The sequence below is a fragment of the Enterobacter sp. KB-221C9 genome, from assembly GCF_041320715.1.
GTDB classification, from domain to species: domain Bacteria; phylum Pseudomonadota; class Gammaproteobacteria; order Enterobacterales; family Enterobacteriaceae; genus Enterobacter; species Enterobacter asburiae_D.
Map to the genome: position 1 here is coordinate 273463 of NZ_JBGIWG010000005.1, position 12457 is coordinate 285919.

General features: G+C 55.2%; 15 protein-coding genes. 7 read left to right on the forward strand and 8 right to left on the reverse strand.

Going from position 1 to position 12457, the window contains the following annotated elements; translation table 11 throughout:
* Positions 1-30 precede the first annotated feature (30 nt).
* Positions 31-1059, reverse strand: coding sequence for an EF-P beta-lysylation protein EpmB (epmB, locus tag AB8846_RS09605; RefSeq protein ID WP_370732592.1), 1029 nt, complete (start codon positions 1057-1059; stop codon positions 31-33).
* Between the two features lie 40 nt (positions 1060-1099).
* Between epmB and efp the strand changes: the two genes are divergently transcribed.
* The 3 genes from efp (at position 1100) to ecnB (ending at position 2111) form a co-directional block, all read left to right on the forward strand.
* Positions 1100-1666 (forward strand): elongation factor P, encoded by a 567-nt coding sequence (gene efp / locus AB8846_RS09610; protein ID WP_010427766.1) that lies wholly within the window; start codon positions 1100-1102, stop codon positions 1664-1666.
* Positions 1667-1724: 58 nt separating this feature from the next.
* The gene (locus AB8846_RS09615; RefSeq protein WP_047346103.1) at positions 1725-1856 is read left to right on the forward strand and encodes an entericidin A/B family lipoprotein; all 132 of its coding nucleotides are present in this window, start codon (positions 1725-1727) and stop codon (positions 1854-1856) included.
* A 108-nt stretch (positions 1857-1964) separates the two neighbouring features.
* Entirely contained in the window at positions 1965-2111 is a 147-nt protein-coding gene (gene ecnB, locus AB8846_RS09620) for a lipoprotein toxin entericidin B (RefSeq protein WP_063144115.1), read from the forward strand.
* Positions 2112-2149: 38 nt separating this feature from the next.
* On the opposite strand, the gene AB8846_RS09625 is transcribed toward ecnB, so the two are convergent.
* Positions 2150-2749: a LuxR C-terminal-related transcriptional regulator gene (locus AB8846_RS09625; RefSeq protein ID WP_063144114.1), complete on the reverse strand. Its 600-nt coding sequence runs from the start codon at positions 2747-2749 to the stop codon at positions 2150-2152.
* Between the two features lie 261 nt (positions 2750-3010).
* On the opposite strand from AB8846_RS09625, the gene sugE reads away from it, so the two are divergent.
* Entirely contained in the window at positions 3011-3328 is a 318-nt protein-coding gene (gene sugE, locus AB8846_RS09630; RefSeq protein WP_008502938.1) for a quaternary ammonium compound efflux SMR transporter SugE, read from the forward strand.
* Here sugE and AB8846_RS09635 read toward each other — a convergent pair.
* Positions 3325-3855, reverse strand: coding sequence for a lipocalin family protein (locus AB8846_RS09635; protein WP_063144113.1), 531 nt, complete (start codon positions 3853-3855; stop codon positions 3325-3327). The two genes, sugE and AB8846_RS09635, sit on opposite strands and share 4 nt — an antisense overlap.
* A gap of 135 nt (positions 3856-3990) precedes the next feature.
* Positions 3991-5136, reverse strand: coding sequence for an ACT family cephalosporin-hydrolyzing class C beta-lactamase (gene blaACT / locus AB8846_RS09640; protein WP_370732632.1), 1146 nt, complete (start codon positions 5134-5136; stop codon positions 3991-3993).
* Between the two features lie 132 nt (positions 5137-5268).
* On the opposite strand from blaACT, the gene ampR reads away from it, so the two are divergent.
* Entirely contained in the window at positions 5269-6144 is an 876-nt protein-coding gene (ampR, locus tag AB8846_RS09645) for a LysR family transcriptional regulator AmpR (RefSeq protein WP_370732593.1), read from the forward strand.
* A gap of 29 nt (positions 6145-6173) precedes the next feature.
* Here ampR and frdD read toward each other — a convergent pair whose 3' ends face one another.
* From frdD to frdA, 4 genes are read right to left on the reverse strand one after another with little or no spacing between them, the layout of a single operon-like run.
* Positions 6174-6533, reverse strand: coding sequence for a fumarate reductase subunit FrdD (gene frdD, locus AB8846_RS09650; protein ID WP_000609653.1), 360 nt, complete (start codon positions 6531-6533; stop codon positions 6174-6176).
* Positions 6534-6543: 10 nt separating this feature from the next.
* A complete protein-coding gene (gene frdC, locus AB8846_RS09655; RefSeq protein ID WP_029739890.1) occupies positions 6544-6939 on the reverse strand; it encodes a fumarate reductase subunit FrdC in 396 nt (131 codons plus the stop codon).
* A 10-nt stretch (positions 6940-6949) separates the two neighbouring features.
* Positions 6950-7684 (reverse strand): succinate dehydrogenase/fumarate reductase iron-sulfur subunit, encoded by a 735-nt coding sequence (locus AB8846_RS09660; protein ID WP_023310124.1) that lies wholly within the window; start codon positions 7682-7684, stop codon positions 6950-6952.
* A complete protein-coding gene (gene frdA, locus AB8846_RS09665; RefSeq protein WP_063144110.1) occupies positions 7677-9467 on the reverse strand; it encodes a fumarate reductase (quinol) flavoprotein subunit in 1791 nt (596 codons plus the stop codon). The genes AB8846_RS09660 and frdA overlap by 8 nt, the downstream gene beginning before the upstream one ends.
* A 310-nt stretch (positions 9468-9777) precedes the next feature.
* Between frdA and epmA the strand changes: the two genes are divergently transcribed.
* Positions 9778-10755 carry an elongation factor P--(R)-beta-lysine ligase gene (epmA, locus tag AB8846_RS09670; RefSeq protein WP_370732594.1) on the forward strand — a complete coding sequence of 326 codons (978 nt, stop codon included), beginning with the start codon at positions 9778-9780 and terminating at the stop codon, positions 10753-10755.
* A gap of 195 nt (positions 10756-10950) precedes the next feature.
* On the forward strand, positions 10951-12450 hold the full coding sequence (gene yjeM, locus AB8846_RS09675; RefSeq protein WP_063144108.1) for a glutamate/gamma-aminobutyrate family transporter YjeM: 1500 nt from the start codon (positions 10951-10953) through the stop codon (positions 12448-12450).
* The last annotated feature ends 7 nt before the right edge of the window (positions 12451-12457 follow it).

Below are 12457 nucleotides of genomic sequence, written 5' to 3' on the forward strand. Positions count from 1 at the left end.
GGGCAGGTAAGCGTAGCGCCACCTGCCTTTTTACTGCTGCCGCAGCTGCAAATCCAGCGGCGTCTTGCTCGGCTCTCCGCCAATCTCGCGTGCCAGCTTCGGCACCATATAGCCTGAAACCAGCGTTAACAGTTCACGCATAATCTTCCGGGCTTCTTCATCCGTCACCATGAAATGGGCCGCGCCCTGAACGCGATCCAGCACGTGCAGGTAATAGGGCATCACGCCCGCATCAAACAACGCATTGCTCAAATCTGCCAGCACGCGAGCGCTGTCATTCACGCCGCGCAGCAGCACGCTCTGGTTCAGCAGCGTCACGCCCGCTTTACGCAGCCGCGCCATCGCCGCGCGAAACGCATCGTCAATTTCGTTCGCGTGGTTGATATGGTTCACCAGCAGCACCTGCAAGCGGGACTGCTCCAGGCGTGACACCAGGCCGTCCGTGATCCGCGCCGGAATGACAATCGGTAAACGGCTGTGAATGCGCAGGCGCTTAATATGCGGAATGGCTTCAAGCTCGGTCAGCAGCCAGTCCAGCTCATGATCTTTCGCCATCAGCGGGTCGCCGCCGGAAAAAATAATCTCATCAAGCTCCGGATGGGTGGCGATATAGTCCAGCGCGACCTGCCAGTTGCGTTTATTGCCCTGATTTTCGGCGTAAGGGAAGTGCCGACGGAAGCAATAACGACAATTTACCGCGCAGCCGCCCTTTACCAGCAACAGGGCGCGGTTGAGATACTTATGCAGTAAACCCGGCACCACGCTGTTCTGCTCTTCCAGCGGATCGGTGCTATAACCCGGCGCGGTGACAAACTCATCCTGCGAAGTAAGCGTTTGTTTTAATAGCGGATCGTTGGGGTTGCCTTTCTCCATCCGCGCCACAAACGCACGGGGAACGCGCAGGGCGAAAAGGCGCTTTGCCTCGCGGCCTGCAAGCAACTCTGGGTGCTGATCGAGGTCTAAAAGACGCAGCAATTCATCAGGACTGGTGATTACATCGGCAAGTTGCGATAACCAATCTTCTCTGGACGGGGTGTTTAGGGTTACAATATGCGCCATTTTGTGGCTTAGCTACCAGTTAACAAATTTAGAGGGCCTTATGGCAACGTACTATAGCAACGATTTTCGTGCTGGTCTTAAAATCATGATGGACGGCGAACCGTACGCGGTTGAAGCCAGCGAATTCGTTAAACCAGGTAAAGGCCAGGCATTCGCACGCGTTAAGCTGCGCCGTCTGCTGACCGGTACCCGTGTTGAGAAAACCTTCAAGTCTACTGACTCTGCTGAAGGCGCTGATGTTGTTGATATGAACCTGACCTATCTGTACAACGACGGTGAGTTCTATCATTTCATGAACAACTCCACTTTCGAACAGCTGTCTGCTGATGAGAAAGCGGTAGGTGACAGCGCTAAATGGCTGCTGGATCAGGCTGAGTGCATCGTGACCCTGTGGAACGGCCAGCCTATCGCTGTGACCCCACCAAACTTCGTAGAACTGGAAATCGTTGAAACCGATCCAGGTCTGAAAGGTGATACCGCAGGTACCGGCGGTAAACCAGCCAAACTGTCCACCGGTGCAGTGGTTAAAGTGCCGCTGTTCGTACAGACTGGCGAAGTGATCAAAGTGGATACCCGCTCCGGCGAATACGTATCCCGCGTGAAGTAATTTACGTCATGATTGAAGGCGCAGCGCCCGCTGCGCCTGATTTTTGCAGGCAGGGATGATGAAACGTACCGTTAAAATTCTGCTTCTGTTAGCGCTCTCCAGCGCAATGCTTTCCGGGTGTAACACCGCGCGCGGCGTGGGTGAAGATATCCAGGATCTCGGCCATATCATTTCTCACGCTGCCAGCTAAAACCGTCTAATTTTCCTAAAAATGCTTCCTTTTCCGTCAAACGACGGGATCTTGTCTATCCTTAAGTTGCTATACACAAAACAACTTTGGCTATAAAAGGAAGATATTATGGTTAAGAAAACAATTGCAGCGATCTTTTCTGTCCTTGTGCTTTCCACAGTGTTGACTGCATGTAATACCACCCGCGGCGTAGGGGAAGATATCTCCGACGGTGGTAGTGCTATTTCCGGTGCAGCAACGAAAGCCCAGAACTAAAAGTATGGACGGTACGGCACGGCACTCTCACCGTACCGTCAATTCTCGACTTCCTGCAGGGATAAAAACGGAGAGAAACGCGTATCCATATGCAGTTTCATGCGGATATTGCGTTTATAGGTATAGACCGTTTTTCCGTTGATACTCAGGTGAGCGGCAATCTTCTGATTGCTCGCGCCGTCCATCCACAATGTCAGTACTTTCTCTTCCTGCCGGGTAAGCAGGGGGGCGGCCGCTGTTGGCCTTTCAGCGTATGAGCGCGAGATCAATGCCTCATTGATAACCGTTGCCACTTGTCCGAGACTGGCGTTTTTCAACAACGACGACCACACCGGGAACTGTCCGAGCCAGTCTGTCATGCCATGGTCCTCTCCCGATTGCAGCAAAATAAACGGTAAGCGTTCACTGGCGTTGAGCAAGGACGAGAGCTGCTGAAAATGGTGAATATCCTGCCTGAAGCCGTACAGGTCAGCGATAACCAGCGTGGGTTTCCATTGCAGAATGTGCTCTCTGGCAAGGAACAGATTATTCAGCCCGGTCACAACGTAGTGTCCCGGGAACAAACCGGAATGATTGAGCCATGCTTCAAACCCCGTACGGGTGAAGTGACAACGGTCAATCAAAAGAATTTTGAACATATATTATTCGCAGTCGGCTAGTGGTTTGGCTTCCTGCCATCAGAAAGCACATCATCATAGAGAAGTCGGATGAGTGCTAAATGCCGGAACTACGCGCCATACTGCGGCTATTTCTTGCCTTAACGTGTTCAGCAAAAAATGATTGAAAAAAAATAGCACGCTAACCACAATATGGGGCGTAATCTCTGCCTTACGGGACGACCCGTAAGCGTTTCTTTCACCGGGGACGGCCCCAACTTGAATTAAGTTAAGGAGCCTGAAATGTCCTGGATCATTCTTTTTATTGCTGGCCTGCTCGAAGTGGTATGGGCAATTGGTCTCAAGTACACCCACGGATTTACCCGTCTGACGCCCAGCGTCATTACCGTCACCGCGATGATCGTGAGTATTGTCCTGTTATCCTGGGCGATGCGCTCGCTGCCTGTGGGAACGGCTTATGCCGTCTGGACGGGTATTGGTGCGGTAGGGGCCGCCATCACCGGCATTCTGCTGCTGGGAGAGTCAGCGAGTCTGGCGCGTATCGCCAGCCTCGCGTTGATTGTGGCCGGGATCGTTGGGCTGAAGCTCAGCACCCACTAATGGGGTTGTTTTACCCAGATAAGTTTTGACACATCAAACCCTTGCCGGGTCGCGACGTCCAGCATCTGCTGTTTCATTTCTGACGAAATCGTTGGCGTGCGGGAAAGTATCCACAGATAGTCGCGATCCGGCCCGCAGACCAGCGCGTGCCGGTACTCTCTGTCGAGCGCGATCACGTTATAGCCGCCATAAAACGGGCCGAAGAAAGAGACTTTGAGCGCAGCCCGTCGCGGGTCGCCCGTGAAGTACGCTTTCCCGATAGACTGTTGCCACATCTCACGATCGGGATTATAGCCCCGGTTGATCACCTGAATACCGCCATCATCCATCGAGCTGTAATTCGCAGTGACCTTCTCTAAGCCCTGCTCAAACCGATGGTCGAGGCGCGCGATTTCATACCATGTTCCAAGGAAGCGTTGTGCATCAAAAGGCGTGACGACGGTAACGCCAGGCGGTGGGGTAGGGGAACTGCAGGCAACCACTAAAAACGCGGCTGTCACCGCGGCGATAACAGGCAGAATGCGCATAGGAGTTTCCTTACTGTTTTTTGTTAAGTGTAGATGACGGCAAGGAAAATGTGGTTTTTGCGCGGTGTATTTCGCCAGGTGGCCACCCCGTGGATTTTGTAGGCCGGGTAAGCGTTAGCGCCACCCGGCAATGTTTTACTGGAGCGCGTCGAGGATACGGTATGCCGCCTCAACGCGTGCCGGGTTCGGATAGCTTTTATTCGCCAGCATCACAATGCCGAGCTGCTTTTCAGGAATAAAGGCCACGTAGCTGCCAAACCCGCCGGTTGAGCCGGTTTTGTGCACCCATGAGGCTTTTACCGGAGGCGCCGGAGGATTCACTTCTCTCGCGGGCAACGGCGCCAGCGCCACCTTATTGTCGCTACCTTCTACCACGGTTTTAGCATCGACCGGCCAGTTAAGCATTTCCCAGCCTAACCCCTGATACATGGCCCCCACGCGCCAGTAGCGAGACTGCGCCAGCTCAATGCCTTGTCTGAGTGAAGCATCCTGAAGGGAGTCCGGCTTCATGTTGACCATCACCCAGCTTGCCATATCCTGCACGTCGGTTTTTACGCCATAGGCTTCAGCGTCGAGCATGCCTGGCGAAACGTGTACCGCTTTACCATCACGGTATCCCCAGGCGTAATGCGCCTCTTCCGCTTTCGGAACGTTAATCCAGGTATGGTCCAGCCTGAGCGGCTTAAAGACCCGCGCCGTTATGGCTTGCTCATAGCTCATGCCGGAAGGTTTGACCGCCAGCGCGCCAAAAAGACCAATGCTGGCGTTGGCGTAAAGACGCGTGGTGCCCGGCTTCCACTGCGGCTGCCAGTTTTGATAAAAGCGCAGCAGAGAGGCGTTATCCGTGACCTCATCCGGTACCTGTAACGGCAGACCGCCTGCGGTATAGGTTGCCAGATCCAGCATGCGAATCCCCTGCCACTGCTTGCCTGTCAGCTCAGGCCAGTATTTGGTCACCGGATCGCCCAGCGATATTTCACCGCGAGCAATGGCATCGCCACCCAGTACGCCGGTGAAGGTTTTACTTATAGAACCCAGTTCGAACAAGGTTTGTGGGGTAACAGGCTTGTTTGCCGCAACATCGGCTTTACCGAAGGTAAAGTAGTGCGGCTGGCCCTGATAAATCACCGCCACCGCCATACCCGGAATGGCCTGCGCTTTCATCAGCGGCGTAACGGTCCGTTCCACCACCTCGGCCAGCTGTTTTTCTGACATCGGGGCAGCCAATACCGAGCAGGAGGTGCTGAGCAACAGGGCGCAGCAAAGGGATTTTTTCATCATCATTTATCTTCCGTAATAGCAGTTCAAGGGAGTGTCCGGGCCCGTCAGACCGCTGTAGTCTGTTGGATTTGACTATGGCTGACAAACGGTTAAATTTAGCATTAGCTGTTAATTTTTCTAACGGACGAGGCCATGACGCGCAGCTATCTTCCTCTTAATTCCCTGCGGGCGTTTGAAGCTGCTGCCAGGCACCTCAGCTTTACGCATGCCGCTATCGAGCTGAACGTCACCCATTCCGCGATTAGCCAGCACGTAAAGGCGCTGGAGCAGCACCTTAACTGCCAGCTGTTTGTCCGCGTTTCGCGTGGGCTGATGTTGACCACCGAAGGCGAGAATTTGCTGCCGGTGCTGAATGACTCGTTCGATCGTATCGCCGGAATGCTGGATCGCTTTGCCAGCCAGCGCGCTCAGGAGAAGCTCAAAATAGGTGTGGTAGGGACCTTTGCTACGGGTATTTTATTCTCTCAGCTCGCGGACTTTCGCCGCTGCTATCCGCATATTGATCTTCAGCTTTCTACCCATAACAATCGCGTCGATCCGGCGGCTGAAGGGCTGGATTACACCATTCGCTACGGTGGCGGCGCGTGGCATGGAACCGATGCGGAATTCCTTTGCCCTGCGCCACTGTCTCCGCTCTGTACACCCGAGATTGCCTCAGTTCTCAAAAGCCCGGCAGATATCCTGAAGTTTACCCTGCTGCGCTCCTACCGACGCGACGAGTGGGCTGCGTGGATGCAGGCAGCGGGTGAACATCCTCCCTCGCCGACGCACCGGGTGATGGTGTTTGATTCGTCCGTGACCATGCTGGAAGCCGCGCAGGCAGGCGTAGGGATTGCCATTGCGCCTGTCGACATGTTTACCCATTTACTCAGCAGCGAGCGCATCGTGCAGCCGTTTGCAACGCAGATTGACCTCGGCAGCTACTGGCTGACAAGGCTACAGTCACGGACAGAAACGCCCGCGATGCGCGAGTTTGCCCAGTGGCTGGTGGGGAAGATGCAGAAATAAAAGGCCCGCCGGATGGCGGGCCAGAAGCGTCAGATGGTGACCACGGCAATCAGCGTCACCACGGTCAGGATGGTCGCCAGACCGTAGAACACCCATTTACCGCTCGGGACATGGATTTTCAGGTCATGCATCGCATGGTGAATACGGTGCAGACCACACCACAGCGGCAGGACGATCATCAGGAAGATGAACACGCGGCCGATAAAGCTGCTCGCGAACGCCAGTACGCGCTCGTAGCTCAGCGCATCGCCCGGGAACAGCCCCAGCGGCAGCATAATACCGACCAGCAGGATGATGACGGGGGCGATGATGGCACTCCACATGCCGCCTGCGCCAAACAGGCCCCAGAAGACCGGCTCGTCAGAACGTTTTGGATTTGGATTGATCACAGGTGTCTCCTTACCAGAACAGTGCGACAAACAGAATGACCACAGTGACCAGAATCGTCACTGCCCAGAGCCCTTTAATCACCGGCTCTGGTCCCATTTTCTCGCCTTTTACGATGATGTTTGCCGCTTTTGGCGCCAGCTCAAACCAGGTTTTGGTATGAAGCAGCGCGGCTGCGAGCACGATCAGGTTCAGAACCACAATGATCGGGTTTTGCAGGAAACCGACAAAGCTGGCCCAGGCTTCCGGACCGTGCTTGAGGGCAAAAACGCCGTACATCAGCTCAAGGCTGAACCAGACCGCCGGTACCGCCGTGCCTTCACGCAGCATGTAGAAGCGATAAAACGGCAGGTTTTTCCACCAGGTGGACGGCACAGGCCGCACATAGGCTTTGCGTTTAGTCGTCATCATGCACTCCTTAGCGTGGTTTCAGGGTAGCGATAAGAAAGTCTTTCGAGCTTTCTACTTTACCCTGCTGAATTGCGGCGGCCGGGTCGACGTGCTTCGGACAAACTTCGGAGCAGTAACCCACAAAGGTACAGCTCCACACGCCGTTCTGGCTGTTAAGCTGCGCCATACGTTCTTTTTTACCGTGGTCGCGGCTGTCCTCGTTATAGCGGTGCGCCAGGGTAATGGCGGCCGGGCCGATGAACTCCTTGTTCAGGCCAAACTGTGGACAGGCGGCGTAGCAAAGACCGCAGTTGATGCAGCCGGAGAACTGATGGTATTTCGCCATCTGCGCCGGCGTCTGGGTATTCGGCCCCTGATCCGGCGTGCGCGGATTACCAATGATGTACGGCTTAATGGCTTCCAGGCTTTCGATAAAGTGGGTCATATCGACCACCAGATCGCGTTCAATCGGGAAGTTGCCCAGCGCTTCGACCTTAATGCCTTTGGTGTATTCGCGCAGGAAGGTCTTACAGGCCAGCTTTGGCACCTTGTTGACCATCATGCCGCAGGATCCGCAAATCGCCATGCGGCAGGACCAGCGGTAGCTCAGGTCTGGCGCCAGGTTATCTTTGATATAGCCGAGCGCATCCAGCAGGGAGGTTTGCTCGTCATAAGGGACTTCATAGAAAGCGCTGTGCGGTGCGGCGTCCACTTCCGGATTGTAGCGCACCACTTCAACTTTCATTTTTTGCATCTCAGCCATTCGCCTTCTCCTTCTTCTCGGCGGCTTCTGCTTCTGCACCGTACACGCGTTTAGCCGGCGGCAGCGTGGTGATTTTCACGTCGCTGTAGTCCAGACGTGTGGTGCCATCCGCATCGCGCCAGGCGAGAGTGTGTTTCAGGAAATTGACGTCGTCACGTTCGGTACAGCCTTCGTCCAGACGCTGGTGGGCCCCACGGGACTCTTTACGCGCCAGCGCAGAGTGCGCCATACATTCCGCGACGTTCAGACCGTGGCCCAGCTCGATGGTGTAGAGCAGGTCGGTGTTGAATACGCTGGAGGTGTCGGTGATGCGCACGCGCTTGAAGCGCTCCTGCAGTTCCGCCAGCTTGTCGACGGTTTTTTGCATCAGCTCAGGGGTACGGTAGATACCGCAGCCTTCTTCCATCGACAGGCCCATTTCGTCGCGGATCTTCGACCAGTTCTCATTGCCTTCCTGGTTCACCAGATCTTTCAGGCGTTTTTCAACGTCTGCGACCTGCGCATCCAGCGCGGCACCGTTAGCTTCGCCTGCGGTAGCCGCTCGCTCCATCGCGCGCTCGCCCGCCATGCGGCCAAAGACGACCAGCTCTGCCAGCGAGTTAGACCCGAGACGGTTAGCGCCGTGCAGGCCGACAGAAGAACACTCGCCGACGGCGAACAGGCCTTTAATCCGGGTTTCGCACTGCTGGTCGGTTTCGATCCCGCCCATGGTGTAGTGCGCGGTTGGACGCACCGGAATCGGCTCTTTCACCGGGTCGACGCCGACATAAGCTTTCGCCAGCTCGCAGATGAACGGCAGACGTTCCAGCAGTTTCTTCTCGCCCAGATGACGCAGGTCGAGATAGACCACATCGCCGCGCGGCGTGGAGATGGTGTTGCCTTTGCGCCACTCGTGCCAGAAGGCCTGAGAGACTTTGTCGCGCGGGCCGAGTTCCATGTATTTATTCTTCGGCTCGCCGAGCGGGGTTTCCGGGCCCATGCCGTAATCCTGCAGATAGCGGTAGCCGTTTTTATTGACCAGAATACCGCCTTCACCGCGGCAGCCTTCCGTCATCAGAATGCCGGAGCCCGGCAGGCCGGTTGGGTGATACTGCACGAACTCCATATCGCGCAGCGGTACGCCGTGGCTGAGCGCCATGCCCATGCCGTCACCGGTGACGATGCCGCCGTTGGTGTTGTAGCGATAAACGCGGCCCGCGCCGCCTGTTGCCATCACCACGGCTTTCGCGCGGATCTGGACAAGCGTGCCTTCCATCATATTCATCGCCACCAGGCCACGCGCCTCACCGTCATCGACCAGAATGTCGAGGACGAAATGTTCATCGAAGCGCTGAATTTGTGGGAACTGAAGGGAGGTCTGGAACAGGGTGTGCAGCATGTGGAAGCCGGTTTTATCGGCGGCGAACCAGGTGCGTTCAATCTTCATTCCGCCAAAGCGGCGAACGTTGACGCTGCCGTCCGGACGGCGGCTCCACGGACATCCCCACTGTTCAAGCTGGGTCATTTCCGTTGGACAATGATGCACAAAGTAGTCAACGACATCCTGTTCGCAAAGCCAGTCGCCCCCTGCAACCGTGTCGTGGAAATGGTATTCAAAGCTGTCATGATCCTGCGCAACGGCGGCGGACCCTCCTTCTGCTGCCACTGTGTGACTACGCATTGGATAGACTTTTGAAATCAATGCGATTTTAGCGTTGGGATTAGCTTGTGCTGCAGCAATCGCAGCACGTAATCCAGCCCCGCCAGCGCCTATTACGGCAAGATCGGCTTGAAAAGTTTGCACGACATTCCTCCAGATTTTTGTTATTTCGCAACGCGACAAACTAAAGGTAGTTCACCCGTCCAAAAGGACGATTGCGAAAGCGTTTCCACTGCTCCTTTATGGGTAAAACAGTATAACCGTGTAGATGTCAGGGAAATTTGACGTGTTCGATTTTTTTGCTGTTCTGTCAGGCGATTTATCATGAAGATTGATGAATTACGTCACGTAATTACTCACCTAAATGAAATGCGCTTTTTTACTGCGCAAAATTTGTCTCTGCCCCAGCTAACGAGTAGACTTCGTGCCCTTGTCTGAAATCGGAGAACAACTCATGAGCGAAACGGCCACCTGGCAGCCGAGCGCATCCATCCCTAATCTGTTAAAACGCGCAGCAATTATGGCGGAGATCCGCCGTTTCTTTGCCGACCGCGGAGTCCTGGAGGTGGAAACGCCGTGCATGAGTCAGGCAACGGTAACGGATATTCATCTGGTCCCGTTTGAAACCCGTTTTGTTGGCCCCGGCCACTCTCAGGGCATGAATTTGTATCTGATGACCAGCCCGGAATACCACATGAAACGTCTGCTGGCGGCGGGATGTGGTCCGGTGTATCAGCTGTGCCGCAGTTTCCGTAATGAAGAGATGGGGCGTCATCACAACCCGGAATTCACCATGCTGGAGTGGTACCGCCCGCATTATGATATGTACCGCCTGATGAATGAGGTGGACGATCTGCTGCAGCAGGTCCTGGAATGCTCAGAAGCCGAAACGCTCTCCTATCAGCAGGCTTTCCAGCGCCATCTGGAAATCGATCCGCTGTCGGCGGACAAAGCCCAGCTGCGCGAAGTGGCGGCAAAACTGGATCTGAGCAACGTGGCGGATACCGAAGAGGATCGCGACACGCTGCTGCAGCTGCTGTTCACTTTTGGCGTTGAACCGCAGATTGGCAAAGATCGCCCGACGTTTGTCTATCACTTCCCGGCAAGCCAGGCGTCTCTGGCGCAGATCAGTACCGAAGATCATCGTGTCGCAGAGCGTTTTGAGGTCTATTACAAAGGCATCGAGCTGGCGAACGGCTTCCACGAACTGACTGATGCCCGCGAGCAGCAGCAGCGGTTCGAGCAGGATAACCGCAAGCGCACCGCACGCGGTCTGCCGCAGCAGCCTATTGATGTTAATCTGCTTGAAGCATTAAAAGCAGGGCTGCCGGATTGCTCCGGCGTGGCGCTGGGCGTTGACCGTCTGATGATGCTGGCGCTTGGCGCAGAGCAGCTAGGCGATGTGATTGCCTTTACGGTCGATCGCGCCTAATAAAATGCCGGGTGGCGCTGCGCTTACCCGGCCTACCATTCCTGTCAATTAACCTTTCCATTTCAGCACGACAACATTAAAAACTGCCACATTCTCTATACACGGGTCTTTTTCTTAATTTGCCCCGCATAGCCACAATATTCATCTGGTCTTCTGCTACCATCCGCGCAGTTTAATTCCTATTTGGATGGTTCTATGTCCCAGTCACTCAAAAAGATGACCCTCACCGGGCTCATCCTGATGATATTTACCTCAGTCTTTGGCTTTGCCAACAGCCCGTCAGCGTTCTATCTGATGGGCTACAGCGCGACGCCGTTTTATATCGTTTCTGCTCTGTTCTTCTTTATCCCGTTTGCGCTGATGATGGCGGAGATGGGCTCGGCTTACCGGAAAGAAGAGGGCGGGATCTACTCATGGATGAATAACAGCGTCGGGCCGCGCTATGCGTTTATCGGCACGTTTATGTGGTTTTCATCCTACGTCGTCTGGATGGTCAGTACGGCGGCCAAAGTCTGGGTGCCGTTCTCAACGTTTCTTTTCGGTGCCGATAAAACGCAGGTCTGGTCTTTAGCCGGCCTGAGCTCGACGCAGGTCGTCGGGATTCTGGCGGTATGCTGGATGGTGGTGGTCACCCTGGTGGCGTCTAAAGGCATCAACAAAATTGCCAGGATTACCGCCGTGGGCGGGATCTCGGTTATGGGATTGAATCTGGTACTGCTGCTGGTGAGCATCGCTATCCTGTGCCTGAACGGTGGTCACTTCGCGCAGGAGGTGAACTTTGCCTCCTCGCCGAACCCGAGCTACCAGTCCGGGCTCGCCATGCTCTCCTTCGTGGTGTTTGCCATCTTCGCTTACGGCGGCATTGAAGCCGTAGGTGGCCTGGTCGATAAGACGGAGAACCCGGAAAAGAACTTTGCGAAAGGCATTATTTTTGCCGCCATCGTCATTTCCATCGGCTATTCGCTGGCGATTTTCCTCTGGGGCGTCAGCACCAACTGGCAGCAGGTGCTGAGCAACAACACCACTAACCTTGGCAACATCACCTATGTGCTGATGAAAAGCCTGGGGATGACGCTGGGACAGGCGATGAACCTGAGTCCCGAGGCGGCATCAATAATGGGTGTCTGGTTCGCGCGTATTACCGGCCTGTCGATGTTCCTTGCGTATACCGGTGCGTTCTTCACGCTGATCTACTCGCCGCTGAAAGCGATTATTCAGGGTACGCCAAAAGCGCTGTGGCCCGCACGTATGACTCAGCTCAATACAGCAGGCATGCCTGCCAACGCCATGTGGATGCAGTGTCTGCTGGTGTGCGTGTTCATTTTGCTGGTGTCATTTGGCGGCGATACGGCGTCTGCGTTTTACAACAAGCTGACCCTGATGGCGAACGTGTCGATGACGCTGCCGTACCTGTTCCTGACCCTGGCGTTCCCGTTCTTTAAGGCGAAGCAGGATCTTGAACGTCCGTTTGTGATTTTTAAAACCCGCGCGGCAACGCTGCTGGCCACCACGGTGGTGGTGCTGGTGGTGGCGTTTGCCAACATCTTCACCATTATTCAGCCGGTAATTGAGGCCAACGACTGGAACAGCGCGCTGTGGATGGTAGGCGGGCCTATCTTCTTCTCGCTGCTGGCGATGGGGATTTATGAGAATTACCGCCGACGCGCGATGGCGTACGTCGCAGAAGTGGCGTAGCAGTAAT

Bases quoted from the DNA above. Each gene is read 5' to 3' on its own strand.
- epmB (WP_370732592.1), bottom strand. From the start codon at position 1,059: ATGGCGCATATTGTAACCCTAAACACCCCGTCCAGAGAAGATTGGTTA.
- efp (WP_010427766.1), top strand. From the start codon at position 1,100: ATGGCAACGTACTATAGCAACGATTTTCGTGCTGGTCTTAAAATCATG.
- AB8846_RS09615 (WP_047346103.1), top strand. From the start codon at position 1,725: ATGAAACGTACCGTTAAAATTCTGCTTCTGTTAGCGCTCTCCAGCGCA.
- ecnB (WP_063144115.1), top strand. From the start codon at position 1,965: ATGGTTAAGAAAACAATTGCAGCGATCTTTTCTGTCCTTGTGCTTTCC.
- AB8846_RS09625 (WP_063144114.1), bottom strand. From the start codon at position 2,749: ATGTTCAAAATTCTTTTGATTGACCGTTGTCACTTCACCCGTACGGGG.
- sugE (WP_008502938.1), top strand. From the start codon at position 3,011: ATGTCCTGGATCATTCTTTTTATTGCTGGCCTGCTCGAAGTGGTATGG.
- AB8846_RS09635 (WP_063144113.1), bottom strand. From the start codon at position 3,855: ATGCGCATTCTGCCTGTTATCGCCGCGGTGACAGCCGCGTTTTTAGTG.
- blaACT (WP_370732632.1), bottom strand. From the start codon at position 5,136: ATGATGAAAAAATCCCTTTGCTGCGCCCTGTTGCTCAGCACCTCCTGC.
- ampR (WP_370732593.1), top strand. From the start codon at position 5,269: ATGACGCGCAGCTATCTTCCTCTTAATTCCCTGCGGGCGTTTGAAGCT.
- frdC (WP_029739890.1), bottom strand. From the start codon at position 6,939: ATGACGACTAAACGCAAAGCCTATGTGCGGCCTGTGCCGTCCACCTGG.
- AB8846_RS09660 (WP_023310124.1), bottom strand. From the start codon at position 7,684: ATGGCTGAGATGCAAAAAATGAAAGTTGAAGTGGTGCGCTACAATCCG.
- epmA (WP_370732594.1), top strand. From the start codon at position 9,778: ATGAGCGAAACGGCCACCTGGCAGCCGAGCGCATCCATCCCTAATCTG.
- yjeM (WP_063144108.1), top strand. From the start codon at position 10,951: ATGTCCCAGTCACTCAAAAAGATGACCCTCACCGGGCTCATCCTGATG.